This is a genomic window from Streptomyces pactum (assembly GCF_016031615.1).
Lineage (GTDB): Bacteria > Actinomycetota > Actinomycetes > Streptomycetales > Streptomycetaceae > Streptomyces > Streptomyces pactus.
In genome coordinates this window covers 2,265,166-2,282,439 of the sequence record NZ_JACYXC010000001.1, presented here as the reverse complement: position 1 = coordinate 2,282,439, position 17,274 = coordinate 2,265,166, and the positions used below count along the sequence as shown (strand labels likewise).

Here is a 17,274-nt window from a genome sequence, read left to right as displayed (position 1 = left end):
CCCTGGGTCTTGCCGGGGATCTTGGTGAGCTGGGTTTTTGCTGGTCAGGTGCGGTGGGCTCGTGCGCCTGGTGGTCGTCGTTGGTCGTCATTGGCCACTGTCGAGCGGCCTCGGACGGCCCAGAGGCGGCCCAGCTTCTCGGTCCGTGTGGGCGGGCCGCCGACCTCAGCGCGAGGGGCGCTTCTTCGGGGGGACCGGGCCCGGGATCACATCCTTGCCCAGGTGTTCCTTGATCAGGTACTTGAGTTCCGGTCCTTCGATGAGCTGGAGCCGGCCATGTTGGCGGGCAAAGTCGTGGCTGGCCCTACCGAACCACGATGTGGTGATCAGGACCCCCTTGGCGGCCCGCTTGTGCTCAACCACTCCGGCGAGCGCCTGGACAGACTCAACGCCCACGAGCTTGCTGTAGCGCTTCGCCTGAATGATGCACTCACCGTTGAAGACGGGGTCTTTGCTGACGGCCACCGCGTCAACGCCCTCGTCTTTGGAGGCCTGGGTATTCCAAGCCTCCATGCCGATCGCCTCAAACAGTTGGCGAATCAGATGCTCGAACTCGGTGGGCGTCAGCTTCACCAGCACGGGCCTGCTGTCCAGGCCGGCGACAACATCCATGCTGTCCATGAGTCGGTACTTCGAAAGGTCGAACTCGACGATGGGGCGGATCGGTTCGAGATCGTAGGGATTGGGAGACACCAGAGCGTTGAGTCCCCTGAGGCACTGCGTCGGATCGACCTGACTGAGACGGAGCTTCCCGAACTGCTCCCTGCTGGCGCTGAGCGTCACCAGACAGGGTGAGACCTCCTGACCGGTGGCCCGATCGATGGTCTTCACGTGGCCGTTCAGGATCACGCCATTAACGATCCGGTCCGGATCGCTCGTCAGGACCTCGTGCACTGTCCTCAGAGCGACTTGAGCCAGCACGGAGGCGTAGATCTCCTTGCGCTCCTTCTCCGGACGAGGCAACACGGTCGTCTCGTCCCGGTTCTTCACGTACCGGTAGCCCCGCGCCGTAGGAACAACCGCCTCAGGCGGCAAGTGAATCTCGATGAGTACGTCACCAGTGGCAGGGCGAAAGGCGACCCGATGCTCGTGAGGGAAGCCCAATGGATACTCCGACGCATCCAGAACAGCCTTGAGATGAGCCTCGACCGCCGAGGGCTCCCCAGCCCTGTACGCCTCGCGCTCCTCGTCCAACTTCCGGTTGAAAGCCGCCACCTCGTCCAGGGCCTGCGCTTCGGCCTGGCGGTGCTCGGCACGCTTCCGCTCCAGCGTTGCCAGCCGCTTCTCCTCGGCTCGCCTGTGGCGCTCTTGTGCCTCGCCGAACCGCACACGCGCCTCGGCAACTTCAGCTTCATAGCGCTTCCTGCCAAGACCTAGGACAGCAGCCAGGCCGCTGGGCTCCGGTGGTGAGAACTCCTCCCAGCGCGGTGAAGGCTCCGAACGAGACCAGGGACGCTCGTCCAAGGTTGTGGGCGTGTGAGCCCTCCGTCGGCGCTCGAAGGTCGTCGGCGGATCGCCCACCAGCGCGTCACGGAGCAACTGCCCGAGCTGCTCGACCTCATGCTCGACTCCGATCGTGCGCACCCGCGCCTGCTCGGCCTGCTGCTCCTGATACGCAGCTTTCCGCTCGCGTTCCTGCCGCTTGTTGGCCGTCTCAGCGGCTCTACGTTCCCGCTCCGCTTGACGTGCCCGTTGTTCCTGGGCTCGTCGTAACGCTTGCTGCTGCCGCTGATAGTCGCTGCCTCGGCCGCTGCCCCGTTGCGCCACCTGGTCACCCCTCCCCTGGCTTCACTCCGCCACAGGGCTGCATTCCCCTTCCCCATCGCAGAATCACGCAGCGCAAAGCGTCACCTCGGCCGGACCGCACGGTGCACCGTGGACTCAAGCCGTCTGTACCTCAACCGACGACAGTCAGCCACGATGGTGGGTCAGTCGACCGATTAGGCGCGCGTGTGCCTCGCTGCACCACCGCTGGCCTCAGCCACGCCGCCATGCCGTCGACCAGAGCAAGCTGCGCCAGCCGTGCCGTAGGGCACCTTCGGGTCCGCGACCTTAGGTGCCTCAGCAGCTCAGCGCGGGGGCATGTGGGGTCCGCCCGTCCCACCCTGTCCCAGGACATGTCATCGCTCTGCACCCTCAGAAGCTCTAGGCCGCAGTAGGCTGTTGCTCTCTGGGGACCAAGGGGAGGGATAACTCGATGGATCACACCTCGGCGCACGAAATCCGGGTTGAACTTGAAGGCGCGGCTGACAGCGATCAAGAGGAGCTCGAAGCCCTCACCCTCGAATTGCGCCAGCACCTCTTGGAGTTCGAGGTTGAGCGAGCTGAACTCGCTCGCCGAACGGTTGCACCTGACGGCACTAAGGTCGCTGGCGCCCTCACGGTAGGGGCCATAATCGTTACCGCGGGAGCTTCACTTCTCCCTAAGTTGCTGAATGTAATTAAGGCATGGATCGAGAACCGTCCGGTTCGCACTGCGACCGTCACGATTGGCGAGGACAGCATCGAAATGGAAGCTTTGTCTTCCAAAGATCAGCGACGCTTGATCGATGCCTTCATTGCTTCACACGAGTCGTCATCACAGGATGGCACGTCCGCCTGACGGCTAGACAGTCGAACGAAGGGGGTGAGATCGAGCATGCTGGGAGGCCGCTACGCTCTCCTCATAGCAACAAGCAATTTCAGCAACGCAGGTCTTCAACAATTGCGCTCACCGGTTCGCGATGTGGAAGGACTGGCCTCAGTTCTCAAGGATCCGCAAATTGGAGACTTTGACGTAACCACGGCGCTCGACCAAGAGCAGCACCAGGTGACGCGAGCAATCGAGTCTTTCTTTCGCAGCCGCAGCAGAGAAGACCTGCTCTTGCTTCACATCTCATCACATGGACTAAAAGCTGATCATGGTGAGCTGTACTTTGCAGCGCGGGATACAGATCGCGACCTGCTCGCTTCCACTGCCATTTCTGCAGCATTTCTCCAGTCCCAGATGAGTCGCTGTCGAGCCAAGTCAATTGTGCTGCTACTGGACTGCTGCTACAGCGGAGCATTCCTCCTGGGAGCGAAGGGCGATTCGTCGGTCCACGTTAAGGACGAGCTTGCCGGGCACGGCCGCGCCGTTCTGACAGCGACGAATAGAACGGAGTACGCATGGGAAGGAGATCATCTTAGCGAGCTTGAGCCAGAGCCATCCCATTTCACCGGAGCTATCATTGATGGCCTCAGTTCCGGGGATGCGGATCGCAATCAAGACGGAAAGATCACTGTTTCCGAACTCTACGACTTCGTTTACGATCGAGTGCGGTCAAAGAATAAAATGCAGAGCCCCCAAATGTGGGCTGAGCTTGAGTATCAGGTTGTGGTCGCGCGGTCGCCTTTTGCTGTAGAGCAGTCTGCGGAAACTTTGCCCGGCATGGAGAGCGCAGTAGACCTGTCACTCGTTCCCGAGATCAAGGATCCAGGACCACTGTCAAGCGAATTTCCCGACGCGACTCGCCGCGAAAACTCTGTAGCTCAGCTGAAGAGAGCGCTGCCTGACCCTGTACGCCGAATTGAAGTCTTCGATCTAATCGACAACGCGATCACTGACGTAATCGCGAAGTCCACCCTCGAAAATCGCCCTGTTAGCGGCCCCGTTTTCGCGAGCAATATCAAGGGTTATCGAGCGGACAGCGACTTGCTCCTTCATTTGCTTGCTACGGGCGTATTCCATGATGACGGCTCGCACGACAATCTGTGGGCGCGGGTTATCGAAAGACTCAGTCGGCTCCGCGATAAGAATCTTCAAGCGTTCAATGAGGCATTGGAGCACCTGCGCCTCTATCCGGCACTACTGGCTACTTGGGCGATGGGAATTGCGGCCATGCTCAGCCGCCGAGATCAGCTACTCGGCCCGCTTCTGACAAAGCAATCCTTCAAGCCTCCCTTTAGTAGCCAACGCCGTCAGGCTCCTGCGTACTACCTGAACCCACTTCGCGTAGTATCCCCCGAACCGCTGAATGAAATTTGCCACTCAGAGTCCGGCGCCCGATACATCTACCCACAGAGTCACTTTCTCCGTGAAGAGTTGCGAGAGCCATTTCGCGCCATCGAACCGGACGATACGGCTTACGCGGAAGCATGTAATCGCTTTGAATTCTTGGCTTCCTTGATTGCAATGGATGTTGAGCCCTCGACTCTTGCCACCCCTTGGGCAGGAGAGTTCTTGTTGGATTCGAACTGGGGCTACGACCAATTCGGACTTGCGGGCGAAATTGCTGAAGAGATTGACTCCGCCTGGCCCCTGCTGAAAACTGGAGCATTCGGCTCGGACGTTGAGCGAGCCAAGAAGGCATTCGAAGCGCTCGTCGACTTCCGCGCTAAGCATCCGAGATGGTGACTTACGTTTTGCCAGCTCTGACAGCAGTGCGTGAACGGCGATTGGGCATGCCTCTTGGGCGGTTGCCTGCTATGCGCGGCACGGGCGCCGGCCGGGCTGGAGCGGGGCGGAGACAGGAGCGCAGGCCCGGCCGGGGGCCGGGCCGCGCGCGGGGAGCGGAGCGAGCCGCCTTGATGAAGTAGGGAAAGTCTTATCCCGCTGGGATGAGGTGCTTGGCGTAGTGGCTCCGTATGTGAGGGCCGCTGCCGTCCAGGGCGTCCAGGAGCCTGATCGCGAGAACCTCGGTCATGCGCTCGCTGACCTGATCGGGCGTGAGTCACCCGACGTCTGTCGACTCGCTTGACGTGCGCTCGGTGCCGCCGGGTGGCTTGCAGTGGAAGACCAGGGTCGCGATGCCTCGGGTGGTGTTCTTGTAGATGCCGGTCAGCTTGCCGGCCTCGATCGTCTTCGCGGACCACCGCCCCGGCTACGGATACCGAGTGCAGCGAGCGGTGCGGGCGTTGTGCTCCTCGCCGCGTACGCCCGGTGCGTCGATGGGCGGCTGCCGGATCTGAAGCGGCGGCTCGAAGCCGCGGGGGGGCCTGCCGGAGGCGCACGGGGTCGGCTGATCCTGCGACCCGGGAACCTCGACGTGTGTTCGACACGACCGCCCGCGAGAACCCGGTGACAGCCGGACAGTCCCGGAGCCCGGTCTTGATCGTCAAGAGGGCGTCCGGGGCTTCGCCGTAGCTGCTGATACCGGCCCTGAGCAGGAAAAAGCCCTCCCCGACGGGAGGGCACAGACTTGCGCCCCCGGCAGGACTCGAACCTGCGGCCAAGCGCTTAGAAGGCGCCTGCTCTATCCACTGAGCTACGGGGGCCGGTGGTGGTGGTCGGGAACCGTAGCCCCCGGGTGCCCGCGGCTCCTACCGGTGCCGGCCGGGTTTCCGGTGGCCGGGCTCGGCGGATCCGTGACCTTGCCGGGGACAAGGATAGGGGCCCGTACACCTCATCCCGGTTGCTTCACCTCCGTGGCACGTTGTGGAGGTTCGGTGAAGCGGTCCTGATAATCGCAGGCAGGTACGAATCCTGCATCGTTTTTGGCGCCTCGGGGGCAGGGTGTTGTGCACTCGTTATGCCCGGGCCCCCGTCGGGCGCGCCGGTCTGCGCCCATCTGGGCTGATCCGGGTGGGTCTGATCGCCGCGCGTGGGCGGGCATACGCTTCAAAAAGCCACCAAAATGGTGCATTCTCCCCATGTGGCGATCTTGGACGTACGGCCCCGACTGCTCGACACGCTGTCCGCACTGCGTGACCGCGTCGATGCCGCGCGTTTCCCCCTGCCGCTGCCCGGCGCCGACCGGGCCCGCCGCAACCGCGCGGAACTCCTCGCCCAGCTGGACGACTACCTGGTCCCGCGGCTCCGCTCGCCCGACGCCCCGCTGCTGGCCGTCATCGGCGGGTCCACCGGCGCCGGCAAGTCCACGCTGGTGAATTCGCTGGTCGGACGCCGGGTCACCGAGGCCGGGGTGCTGCGCCCCACCACCCGCACCCCGGTCCTGGTCTGCCACCCCGACGACCACCACTGGTTCGCCGGCCAACGGGTGCTGCCGCAGCTCACCCGGGTGTGGGTGCCCGCACAGAGCGACGCCGACGAGGACGGGTACGCCGACTTCCCCGACGACGAGGAGGAGACCGGCGCTCCCGTCCGGCAGCTGCGCATCGAGTGCGACGAGACCCTGCCCCGCGGGCTCGCGCTCCTCGACGCACCCGACATCGACTCGCTGGTGGCCCGCAACCGGGAACTCGCGGCGGAGCTGATCTGCGCGGCCGACATCTGGGTCCTGGTCACCACCGCCACCCGCTACGCCGACGCGGTCCCCTGGCACCTGCTGCGCACCGCCAAGGAGTACGACGCCACCCTGGTCACGGTGCTCGACCGGGTCCCGCACCAGGTCGCGGCCGATGTGTCCAGGCAGTACGCGGCCCTGCTCGGCGCGGCCGGCCTCGGCGACGTGCCCCGCTTCACCATCCCCGAACTCCCGGAGTCCGCGGGCGGCGGCAGCGGACTGCTGCCGGGCACCGCCGTCGCCGCGCTGCGCGACTGGCTGACCCGGTGCGCCCGCGACCCGGAGGTCCGGGCCGCCGCCGCCGGACGCACCGCGGCCGGGGTGATCGCCTCGCTGCGTTCCCGGGTCCCCGCGCTCGCCGCTGCCGCCGCCGCCCAGCACTCCGCCGCGGTACGCCTGGTCCAGCGGGTGGACAGCGCCTACCGCGCGGCGGCCGACCGGGTACGGCGGGAGATCGGCACCGGGGCGGCGCTCGCCGGCGGCGCGTTCACCCACTGGCACGGCTACCCCCAGGACAGCACCGCCGACGAACTGCTCACCGCCCTCACCGACGCCCTCGCCACCCTGGTCCGCAGCGCCGCCGCGGCCGCGGACGAACAGATCACCGCGCACGGCCTCCGCGACCCCGCGGCCCGCGCCGGCCTCGCCCCGCGCGACCCGGCCGGCGCCGCCCACCGGATCGACGTGGCCGCCCGCCGCTGGCGGCGGTGCCTGGAGGAGATCGCCGAGGAGGAGGCGCGGGAGGCGCGCACCGCCGAACGGGGCGGGATCCCGCGACCGGAGGACATCGCGGCCCTGCAGGCCGCCGCGCTGCTCGGCGGGCGCCGCGCCCGGTCGGCCGGCGAGACCCTCGCGGAGACGCTCGGCGTCCACGGCGCGCTGCGCCTGCGTGACCGGGGCGGCCAGCTGCTCGACGACTGTGTGACACGGACGCTGGACACCGAGCGGGACCGGCGCCTGGCCCCGCTCGACGCCCTCGACGTCACCCCGGAGCACCAGGTCCAGCTGATCGCCGCCCTGTCCGTGCTCCAGAAGGAGAAGGAGAGGTGATCGAGGTGACGGCCACCGAACCGCACCACGGAGCGGGACCGGACGGCACCGCACCGGCCACCGACCGGCCGGACACCGGTCCCGTACCGGGTGGCGTACGGACGGACGCCCGGTCCTGGCCGGGTGCCGCGGGGGCGCACGCCGGCCGGGTGGCGGACACCGAGCGCGTGGCGGGCAACGGCCGGGAGAACGCCGGCCCCGCCCCGGCCGGCCGTGCGGAGAGTGGCGGCTACGCGCCGGACACCGGCCGTACCGGCCCGGGCGGCCCCGCGCCCGTCGGCAGGACCGACGGTGACCCCGCGGAGCAGGCATCGGCCCCCGGCCGGGAGCCGGCCTCGGACCCGGGTCGGGCGACCGGTCACGGCGCCGGAGACCGGAACGACGCGGGGGAGCCGTCGGCGGCGGAGCACCCTTCCGGCCCGTCCGCGGCCGGCGTTCAGGGGAGCCGGCAGGCCCCGTCGCCCTCCGCCCGTCCGGCGGATGGAGAGGCCGGGCCGGAACCGGATCCGGACGGGGACGGGCGGCGCCGGTCGCCCGACCCCCGGCCCGCACCGGGCCACGCGTGGAACGACGGTCTGATCGCCCGGCGGCTCCACCCGCCACGGGAGACGTACCGGACGGAGCCGGGGGAGCGGACCCCGACGCCCGGCCCGACCATCGGCGTACCCGGCCCGGAGGATCTCGCGGAAGCCGGCGACGACTTGTTCGGCGGCGGCTCGTATGGCCACCGCCCGCTCGGTGGCGATCGGTCCGGGGACGGCCCGTCCGGGGACGGTGCCCGCGGCCCCGGGGACGGCTCGTACGGGCGCGGTGGCAGCGGGGACGGTACGGCCCCGGATGACCGGCTTCACGACCGGCCTCACGACAGTCCCCCGCGGGGTGACCGGCTCGGGGACGAGCGGTTCCGCGACGACCGGCTCCGGGGTCAGGAGGTCCGGGAGGGCGACCTCCCGGAGGACCGGTTCCGGGACGGCGGACTCCCGGACGACGGGTTCCGGGGCGGTGAACTTCCCCCGCCGCGGCGGACGGAGCGGGCCGGGGACGGGGAGGCACCCTCCGGCCGTACCGCAGCCCGCCCGAGCGCCGGGTCCTGGCCCGCACCACCGCCCCCGGGCAGGGCGGCCGACGAGGGGCCCGGGAACGCCGGCCGGTACGGGCCCGAGGACGCCGGCCGGGGAGGCCCGTTCCCCGGTCACGGGCGGGGTGGAGTCGTGAGCAACGGGAGGCCGGGCCGGTCTCCCGGCTCCGACGCCCCCTACGCACCCCGGGAAGAGGCCCGCGGGGAGGCCGCCCGGAAGGCCGCCCCGGCCCCGGCGTACGCCCCGGCCCCGGCGTACGTCCCGGGCCCAGGGCACGCCGCGACGCCGGCGTACGGCACGGAGCCGGCGTACGGCGCGGGATTGGGGTACGGCACGGACCCGGGATACGGCGCGGACCCGGACTACGCCGACGTCCCGGGGTACGGCGGGGAGCGGGCGTTCGAGGTGTACGAGCCCCGGCCCTCCCACGGCGCGGCCCGCCCGCTCCGGCCCAGGCTGGACGCACTGCGCGAGTTGATCGGCCTCTCCCGCAGCCGCCTGGACCGGCGGGCGCTGGCCGAGGCCGGGCGGGTACTGGACGGGGCGGCGGCGCGCGGCCGTCACTCGCTGGGGCACACCGTGGTGGCGCTCGCGGGTGCCACCGGGAGCGGGAAGTCCACCCTCTTCAACGCCCTGGCGGGGGTGGAGATCTCCCGGGCCGGGGTGCGGCGTCCGACCACCGCGGAACCGGTCTCCTGCGCCTGGACCGACCACGCCGACGGCCTGCTCGACCGGCTCGGCATCGCGCCCCGGTCCCGCCACCTCCCGGCCGACCCGCACGACCCCGGGCTCCGCGGCCTGGTCCTGCTGGACCTGCCGGACCACGACTCCGCGGCGGCCGGGCACCGGGAGCGGGTGGAATGGCTGCTCGGACTGGTGGACGCGGTGGTGTGGGTGGTGGACCCGGAGAAGTACGCGGACGCCGTCCTGCACGAGCGCTACCTGCGTCCGCTTGCCGGGTACGCGGAGGTCACCTTCGTCGTCCTCAACCAGGTGGACCGGCTGCCCGGCGAGGCGGCCGACCAGGTCCTGGACGACCTGCGGCGACTGCTGGACGAGGACGGGCTGGCGCTCGGCGAACACGGCGAACCGGGCGCCACGGTGCTGCCGGTGTCCGCCCTCACCGGGCGCGGGATCGGCGATCTGCGCGCTTCGCTCGGCCGGTTCGTGGGCGAGTGCGGTGCGGCCGAGCGCCGCCTGACGGCCGATGTGGACGGGGCCACCGGCCGGCTGCGGCCCTGCTACGTGACGGACGGCGGACCGGTCGGCATGACCGAGCACGCCCGCGCCGCGTTCGAGGACCGGCTGGCCGAGGCGGCCGGCGCGGCGGCCGTGGGACAGGCGGCGGAACGCGTCTGGCTGCGCGAGGCGCACCGCGCCTGCGGGGTCCCCTGGACCCGGCTGCGCCGGCGCGCCCGGAACGGTCCGGCGAAGGACCCCGGCGGAGCCATGGCGGTGGCTCCGGTGACGGCCCGGCCCGCGGTGGACGAGGCGGTCCGGATTCTGGCGGACGAGGCGGCCACCGGACTGTCCGGAGCCTGGGCGCAGGCGGTACGGGAAGCCGCGCGCGCGGGTGCGGAGGGGCTGCCGGAGGCGGTGGACGAGGCGGTGGCCTGTGCCGCGCCGGGCGGCCGGCCGGACCGGCCCGCGTGGTGGTCGGTGGTGGCGTCGTTCCAGCTGACGCTGGTGATCGCGCAACTGGTCGCGGTGGGCTGGCTGCTGGGCGTGCTCACCGGCCAGGCGGCCGGCGCGTGGTGGCCGCCGGTGGCGCTGTTCGCGGGTGCCGCGTCCGGCGGTCCGGTCCTGGCCTGGGCCTGCGCGCTGTCCGCACGGGGCCCGGCCCGGTCCCATGGGGAGGCGGTGGAACGACGGCTCCGGGACGCCGCCGCGGGGTGCGGCCGGGCGCGGGTGCTGGAACCGGTGGCGGCGGAACTGCTGCGCTACCGCGAGGTGCGCGAGAAGTACGTGGTGGCGGCCGCCGGCTGATCGGCCTCCGGGGTCTGTGGGTGCGGGCGCCGGCGGGGGCGGGGGCCCGGCGGTACGGGATCTGCGGGTACGGGGGCTTGCGCGGGTACGGGGCCTGCGGGTACGGGGCCTGTGCCATGGTCGTCGGCACGGGCCGGCAAGGGGTGGGTACGGGTACGTCCCCGCGGCGACGGGCCACGGCACGACAGGCACGGCCGGCACCCTCGCCCCGGGGAACGGGTGACCGCTGCCGAGCCACACCGCACCGACCCCACCACTGAACCGCACCGCACCGCACCGAACGCAACGCACCGAGCCGCGCCACGCATCCAGCACGTCGGTCCCCACCGGCAGATTCACCCGATCGAAGGACGGTCTTCTCCACAAGTCCCCGCCCCTCCACAGGCTCCGGCGGGCTCCGGCGCATCCGTGCAGCATGGAGCCGGAACGGCACGAGCCGACAACGGAGTTGAGGAGGCGGATCCCGGTGAACGAGACCCTGGTGACCGTGGTGGGAAATGTGGCGACGCAGCCGGAGTACCGGCTGACGGCGAGCGGGGCGGGCGTGGTCCGGTTCCGGCTGGCCGCGACGGCGCGGCGGTGGGACCGGACCCGGCAGAGCTGGGTTGACGGGAGCACGAGCTTCTACACCGTGTGGGCCTGGCGCTCCCTCGCCGAGAATCTCGCGGCGTCGGTGACGCTCGGCGAACCCCTGGTGGTGCACGGCAGGCTGCGCGTCCGCGAGGAGTGGCGCGAGGAGCGTCCGGTGCCGGCGGCGGGCGCGGCCCCTGACGCCGCCCCCGGGGGCCCCGGTACGGCACGTGGTGCGCCGGAGGGCCGGGACGCCTGGGACGCAGCGGGCGGCACCGCCGGCGCGCCGGGGCCGTCCGGGGCCGAGGCGGTGCCCCGTGACGACGCGACCGGCACGGAGCAGGCCACCGGCGCGGGGGAGGTCAACGGCGCCGGGTCCGGGCCCGGCGGGAGCCCGCCGGATCGGCCCCGGCGCGGAGGCTCCGGCGGTGCCGGGGCCCGCTGGGTCTCCGCGGAGATCGACGCGGTGGCGGTCGGGCACGACCTCAGTCGGGGGACGGCCGCCTTCCGCAGGGTTTCCCTGGCCAGGCCCCAGCTGGTGGGGGCAACAACCCCATGATGTCCGGGCTTTGACGGGAACGGCAGGTTACGGATCGGGCTCGGTGATAACGATTCCGATTCGGATCGGTTGGCTGTTCGGTTTCCTGGGGATCAAGGTCTGCCGTCTCCTTAGGATCCCTGAAGACGATCAACGGGGGATTCTGCGCACCGAGTTCGCCGGCGAGGCACGCCTCGATACCTGTGCCCGCCCGAAGGGGAAATCATGATCTCTGCAAGGAGGCGGGGCGCTGCCCGCCTTGCCGCCGCGGTGCTCGCCTCCGGGACGGCCTCGGCGGGGGCGTTGGCCACGGCCGGGCCCGCCGCCGCGCACGAGGTGACCCCGAACCCCGGTGGCGCCTCGGCCACCCTCAACGGGCTCACCGTGTCCGACCTGGCCGTGGTCCGCGACAACGGCACGCCGCAGCAGATCAGCGCCGGTCTCTTCCAGATGACCGTGGACAACGGTGGCACCCTGCACACCTACTGCATCGACGTGCACACCCCGACGCTGGCGCAGGCGAGGTACCAGGAGAGGCCCTGGAACGCGACCTCGCTGCACGCCAACGAGGACGCCGGCAAGATCCGCTGGATCCTGCAGAACTCCTACCCCCAGGTGAACGACCTGACGGAGCTGGCCGCGCAGGCGGGGTCGGGGCCCCTCACCCAGGAGACGGCGGCCGCGGGCACCCAGGTGGCCATCTGGCGGTTCTCCGACGACGCGGACGTGGAGGCGGTGGACCCGGCGGCCGAGAAGCTAGCCGACTACCTGGAGCGCGAGGCCGAGGACCGGAAGGAGCCGCGGGCGTCGCTGGCCCTGGACCGGCCTGCCATCTCCGGCCGCTCCGGCGAACGGCTCGGCCCGATCACCGTCCGTACCGACGCCGGCGGTGTCACGGTCACCGCGTCCGGCGACTCCGCCACCTCCGGGGTGCGGGTGGTGGACGGCCGGGGCGAGGAGGTGACGAGCGCGACCGACGGGACCCAGCTGTACGTGGACGTGCCCGCCGGCACCCCGGACGGCGCGGCCTCGCTGACCGCGCAGGCCGTCACCAAGGTGCCGGTCGGCCGCGCCTTCACCAGCGACACCACCAGCCAGACCCAGATCCTGGCCGGTTCCAGCGACAGCACCGTGTCCGCCACCGCCACCGCGGTCTGGGCCGAGCGGGGCCCGGTACCCGCCCTGACCGCCCAGGAGAACTGCGCCGAGGGTGGCGTGGACGTCACGGCCACCAACAAGGGTGACGCGCCGTTCACCTTCGAACTCGCGGGCGCCCGGCACACGGTAGGGGCCGGCGAGTCCAAAACCATCACCGTGCCGGTGAAGGAGGACCAGCCCTACAAACTGACGATCACCGGCCCCGACGGGTTCGAGGAGACCTTCACCGGCGCGCTGGACTGCGAGACGGCCCGCGGTGCGCAGCGCGGCGAGGGCCTCACCACCCAACTCACCCCGGCCTCCTACGGCGGCACCATCGGCGGCGGCAGCGCCGGGGGAGGCGGTCTCGCCGCGACGGGCGGCGGCGACACCACACCCGTCCTCACCGGCATGGCCGTGGTACTGATAGCCGTCGGTGGCGGGGCGATCCTCACCGTCCGCAGGCGGAGGACCGCCGGCGCTGGATGACGGCGACCCCCGGCCGCCCGCGGCAGCCGGGCGCCGGGCGGACACGGAGGGGAGACCGTGACCACCTACCGTGCCGGGCCTCCCGGCAGGGGCAACCGGGCGACGGGGTCCTGCCTGCCCGGTGCCTGACTCACCCCGCGTACCCCACCTCCCGGCTGCCCTCGTGTCCCGGGCCGGCCTCCGGGGCCGGGCCGATCCCCGGGTCCCGGGGCCAGCCCCGTTATCTTCTTCGCGGTCCTGCAAGAGGGCCGCTGGCCTCCGGGCCCGGTATGACTGTTGCCCCCTGTCGAAGTAGATGACCTGGGGGGTGGTGTCACCGGGTCCGAGGGGTGCCGTCACAGACGCTGATCAGAGGTCCGACCACCGCCCGGCCGGGCGCAATGCCCAGCCCTCGCGGGCGGACAGGTCTGCATAACGTGGATGCGCGAGAACGGCTCCCGACCCAAGGGGCCGGCACACGTCGACACACATGTGGGGGCACGGTGATCAGCACCGACGGGGTGGACGTCTTCCTGGGCCTGGACGTCGGCAAGCAGACCCATCACGGCCACGGACTCACCCCGGCCGGGAAGAAAGTCTTCGACAAACCGCTGCCCAACAGCGAACCGAAGCTGCGGGCGGTCTTCGACAAGCTCAAGGACAAGTTCGGCACCGTCCTGGTGGTCGTGGACCAGCCCGCGTCCATCGGCGCCCTCCCGCTCACGGTCGCCCGGGACGCCGGCTGCCAGGTCGCCTACCTGCCCGGACTCGCGATGCGCCGGATCGCCGACCTCTACCCCGGCGAGGCCAAGACCGACGCCAAAGACGCCACCGTCATCGCCGACGCCGCCCGCACCATGCCCCACACCCTGCGCTCCCTGGACCTGGCCGACGAGGTCACCGCCGAGCTGACCATGCTGGCCGGTTTCGACCAGGATCTGGCCGGCGAGGCCAACCGCACCAGCAACCGCATCCGCGGCCTGCTCACCCAGTTCCACCCCAGCCTGGAACGCGTCCTGGGCCCGCGCCTGGACCATCCGGCGGTGACCTGGCTCCTGGAGCGTTACGGATCCCCGACCGCCCTGCGGAAGGCGGGCCGCCGCAGGCTGGTCGAGGCCGTCCGCCCCAGGGCCCCGCGCATGGCCCAGCGGCTGGTCCAGGACATCTTCGCGGCGCTGGACGAGCAGACCGTCGTCGTCCCCGGCACCGGCACCCTCGACGTCATCGTCCCGTCGCTGGCGAAGTCCCTGGCCGCCGTCCACGAACAACGCCGGGCCCTTCATGCCCGGATCGAGGCCCTGCTGGAGGCCCACCCTCTTTCCCGGGTCCTGACCTCGATGCCCGGCATCGGCGTCAGGACCGCCGCCATCCTCCTGACCACCGTCGGCGACGCCAGCACCTTCCCCACCGCCGCCCACCTCGCCTCCTACGCCGGCCTCGCCCCGGCCACCCGGCAGTCCGGCACATCGATCCACGGCGAGCACGCACCCCGAGGCGGGAACCGGCAGCTGAAACGGGCGATGTTCCTCTCCGCGTTCGCAGCCCTCCACGACCCGGCCTCCCGCAGCTACTACGACCGCTGCCGAGCCCGAGGCAAAACCCACACCCAAGCCCTCCTCCGCCTCGCCCGCCACCGCATCAGCGTCCTGTTCGCCATGCTCCGCGACGGAACCTTCTACGAACCAAGAACCCCCCGAACCGCTTGACGAAAAACATAGAGGCACCCTCCGGCCGGTTTTCATGGCCTGACCACCGGGTCCATGTCCTGGCCGGGCCCGTCTCCCGCGCGGCCGGGTGTGCCCGGCCCCGGGTACCGGGTCGGGCCCGCCCCCTGGAGGGCCCTGCCTCCAGGCCCGGCTCCGTCTCGACCCGGCCCGGCCTCCAGGCGCGGCCCTGTCCCGACCGGGCTGCGCCGCCCTTGAGGCGCCCCGCCTCGGGGCCCGGCCCGTCTCCCACCGAGCCCGACCTCCGGGCGGAGCCATGCCTCCGACCATGCTGCGGCGCCGCCCTTGAGGGGCCCCGCTTCCCGGCCGGCCCCCTCTCCGTCCCCGCCCGACCTCCTGGCCCCGCCTCGTCTCCGGGCGGAGCCATGCCTATATCCGGGCCCGCCTCGTACCGCTCCGGCCCGGCCTCCGATGAGGGCACGCCTCGCACGGCCCGATCTCCGACCGGGCTCGCCCCGCCTCGAACCGCCACGACCCGACCACCGGCGGGGACCCGACCCGAGCACTGACGGGGTCCCCGGCCGTGTCCGGGCAGGCCGCGGTCTGACTACCGGCAGGGCCCGCGCCGTATCCCGGCGGTCCCCCGCGCCGCGGTGTCCGCGCTGTACCCCGGCGGCCCTACGCCTGTCCCGGCGGCCACGTGGGCGGGCCCCGTCCGGCCCGTCCGGCCGGTCCCGTGCCGGGCCAGGTGGGCCCGGTCCGGGGTGATGGGGGGCCGGGCGGGGGCCGCCGGGACGTACGGGTTACCACCCAGGGCTGGCGGTCAGGCAAGATGGGGTGTATTGCCCTCACGCGGTTCGTCGGCCTCGCGGCCCGGCCGCGTACCGACACCTACAGATGCCGGACGGTTTCTCTTGGCTGAGTACATCTACACCATGCGCAAGACGCGCAAGGCGCACGGTGACAAGGTGATCCTCGATGACGTGACGCTGAGCTTCCTGCCCGGCGCCAAGATCGGTGTCGTGGGCCCCAACGGCGCCGGTAAGTCCACGGTGCTGAAGATCATGGCCGGTCTTGAGCAGCCCTCCAACGGTGACGCGTTCCTCTCGCCCGGTTACAGCGTCGGCATCCTGCTCCAGGAGCCCCCGCTGGACGAGTCCAAGACCGTCCTGGAGAACGTCGAGGACGGCGTCGCGGAGATCAAGGGCAAGCTCAACCGGTTCAACGAGATCGCCGAGCAGATGGCGACCGACTACTCGGACGAGCTGCTGGCGGAGATGGGCAAGCTCCAGGAGGACCTGGACCACGCCAACGCCTGGGACCTCGACGCCCAGCTGGAGCAGGCCATGGACGCCCTGGGCTGCCCGCCCGGCGACTGGCCGGTCACCAACCTGTCCGGTGGCGAGAAGCGCCGCGTCGCGCTCTGCAAGCTGCTGCTGGAGGCCCCCGACCTGCTGCTGCTGGACGAGCCCACCAACCACCTGGACGCCGAGTCGGTCCAGTGGCTGGAGCAGCACCTGGCCAAGTACGCGGGCACCGTCGTGGCCATCACCCACGACCGGTACTTCCTGGACAACGTGGCCGGCTGGATCCTGGAGCTCGACCGCGGCCGTGCCATCGGCTACGAGGGCAACTACTCCACCTACCTGGAGACCAAGCAGGCGCGCCTGAAGGTCGAGGGCCAGAAGGACGCCAAGCGCGCCAAGCGCCTCAAGGAGGAGCTGGAGTGGGTGCGCTCCAACGCCAAGGGGCGGCAGGCCAAGTCCAAGGCGCGTCTGGCCCGCTACGAGGAGATGGCCGCCGAGGCGGAGAAGACCCGGAAGCTGGACTTCGAGGAGATCCAGATCCCGCCGGGCCCGCGTCTGGGCAACGTGGTGGTCGAGGTGAAGAACCTCTCCAAGGCGTTCGGCGAGAAGGTCCTCATCGACGACCTGTCGTTCACCCTGCCGCGCAACGGCATCGTCGGCGTCATCGGCCCGAACGGTGCCGGCAAGACCACCCTGTTCAAGATGATCCAGGGCCTGGAGAAGCCGGACTCCGGTGAGATCAAGGTCGGCGAGACCGTCAAGATCTCCTACGTGGACCAGACCCGGTCCAACATCGACCCGAAGAAGACGCTGTGGGCCGTCGTCTCCGACGAGCTGGACTACATCAACGTCGGCCAGGTCGAGATGCCCTCCCGCGCCTACGTCTCCGCGTTCGGCTTCAAGGGCCCGGACCAGCAGAAGCCGGCCGGGGTGCTCTCCGGTGGTGAGCGCAACCGCCTCAACCTGGCGCTCACCCTCAAGCAGGGCGGCAACCTGCTCCTCCTCGACGAGCCGACCAACGACCTCGACGTGGAGACGCTGTCCTCGCTGGAGAACGCGCTGCTGGAGTTCCCCGGCTGCGCCGTGGTGGTCTCCCACGACCGCTGGTTCCTGGACCGCGTGGCGACCCACATCCTCGCCTACGAGGGTGACTCCAAGTGGTTCTGGTTCGAGGGCAACTACGAGTCGTACGAGAAGAACAAGGTCGAGCGGCTGGGTCCGGACGCGGCGCGCCCGCACCGCGCCACCTACAAGAAGCTCACCCGGGGCTGA

Annotated in this window: 10 protein-coding genes, 1 tRNA gene and 1 pseudogene; 9 read left to right on the top strand and 3 right to left on the bottom strand. The window is 70.6% G+C overall.

Annotation, left to right across the window (positions count from 1 at the left end):
* Positions 1 to 165: 165 nt before the first annotated feature.
* On the bottom strand, positions 166 to 1,767 hold the full coding sequence (locus IHE55_RS32570) for a restriction endonuclease (RefSeq protein WP_307826581.1): 1,602 nt from the start codon (positions 1,765 to 1,767) through the stop codon (positions 166 to 168).
* A 430-nt stretch (positions 1,768 to 2,197) separates the two neighbouring features.
* Between IHE55_RS32570 and IHE55_RS08895 the strand changes: the two genes are divergently transcribed.
* The gene (locus IHE55_RS08895) at positions 2,198 to 2,602 is read left to right on the top strand and encodes a hypothetical protein (RefSeq protein WP_197988526.1); all 405 of its coding nucleotides are present in this window, start codon (positions 2,198 to 2,200) and stop codon (positions 2,600 to 2,602) included.
* A gap of 36 nt (positions 2,603 to 2,638) precedes the next feature.
* Positions 2,639 to 4,375, top strand: a complete 1,737-nt coding sequence (locus IHE55_RS08890; protein ID WP_197988525.1) for a caspase family protein — start codon at positions 2,639 to 2,641, stop codon at positions 4,373 to 4,375.
* Positions 4,376 to 4,565: 190 nt separating this feature from the next.
* Here IHE55_RS08890 and IHE55_RS08885 read toward each other — a convergent pair.
* Positions 4,566 to 4,817, bottom strand: a pseudogene (locus IHE55_RS08885) (NUDIX hydrolase); the annotation flags it as partial.
* Here IHE55_RS08885 and IHE55_RS30955 point away from each other — a divergent pair.
* Positions 4,792 to 4,929: a hypothetical protein gene (locus tag IHE55_RS30955; RefSeq protein WP_232265497.1), complete on the top strand. Its 138-nt coding sequence runs from the start codon at positions 4,792 to 4,794 to the stop codon at positions 4,927 to 4,929. The pseudogene IHE55_RS08885 and the gene IHE55_RS30955 sit on opposite strands and share 26 nt — an antisense overlap.
* A gap of 233 nt (positions 4,930 to 5,162) precedes the next feature.
* Here the strand turns inward: IHE55_RS30955 and IHE55_RS08880 are convergent.
* Positions 5,163 to 5,235, bottom strand: a tRNA-Arg gene (locus IHE55_RS08880).
* Positions 5,236 to 5,621: 386 nt separating this feature from the next.
* Between IHE55_RS08880 and IHE55_RS08875 the strand changes: the two genes are divergently transcribed.
* The 6 genes from IHE55_RS08875 (at position 5,622) to ettA (ending at position 17,274) form a co-directional block, all read left to right on the top strand.
* Complete coding sequence (locus IHE55_RS08875) at positions 5,622 to 7,253, top strand: dynamin family protein (protein WP_197991882.1); 1,632 nt, start codon at positions 5,622 to 5,624, stop codon at positions 7,251 to 7,253.
* A 1,400-nt stretch (positions 7,254 to 8,653) separates the two neighbouring features.
* Positions 8,654 to 10,318 (top strand): GTPase, encoded by a 1,665-nt coding sequence (locus IHE55_RS08870; RefSeq protein ID WP_232265496.1) that lies wholly within the window; start codon positions 8,654 to 8,656, stop codon positions 10,316 to 10,318.
* A gap of 466 nt (positions 10,319 to 10,784) precedes the next feature.
* Positions 10,785 to 11,447 (top strand): single-stranded DNA-binding protein, encoded by a 663-nt coding sequence (locus IHE55_RS08865; RefSeq protein ID WP_307826580.1) that lies wholly within the window; start codon positions 10,785 to 10,787, stop codon positions 11,445 to 11,447.
* Positions 11,448 to 11,651: 204 nt separating this feature from the next.
* The gene (locus tag IHE55_RS08860; RefSeq protein ID WP_197988522.1) at positions 11,652 to 13,052 is read left to right on the top strand and encodes a Cys-Gln thioester bond-forming surface protein; all 1,401 of its coding nucleotides are present in this window, start codon (positions 11,652 to 11,654) and stop codon (positions 13,050 to 13,052) included.
* A 482-nt stretch (positions 13,053 to 13,534) separates the two neighbouring features.
* Complete coding sequence (locus IHE55_RS08855) at positions 13,535 to 14,737, top strand: IS110 family RNA-guided transposase (protein WP_197988521.1); 1,203 nt, start codon at positions 13,535 to 13,537, stop codon at positions 14,735 to 14,737.
* Between the two features lie 872 nt (positions 14,738 to 15,609).
* The gene (ettA, locus tag IHE55_RS08850) at positions 15,610 to 17,274 is read left to right on the top strand and encodes an energy-dependent translational throttle protein EttA (protein ID WP_197988520.1); all 1,665 of its coding nucleotides are present in this window, start codon (positions 15,610 to 15,612) and stop codon (positions 17,272 to 17,274) included.

Excerpts from the sequence above, each read along its gene's own strand:
- IHE55_RS30955 (WP_232265497.1), top strand. The coding sequence starts at position 4,792 with ATGCCGGTCAGCTTGCCGGCCTCGATCGTCTTCGCGGACCACCGCCCC.
- IHE55_RS08890 (WP_197988525.1), top strand. The coding sequence starts at position 2,639 with ATGCTGGGAGGCCGCTACGCTCTCCTCATAGCAACAAGCAATTTCAGC.
- IHE55_RS08895 (WP_197988526.1), top strand. The coding sequence starts at position 2,198 with ATGGATCACACCTCGGCGCACGAAATCCGGGTTGAACTTGAAGGCGCG.
- IHE55_RS08860 (WP_197988522.1), top strand. The coding sequence starts at position 11,652 with ATGATCTCTGCAAGGAGGCGGGGCGCTGCCCGCCTTGCCGCCGCGGTG.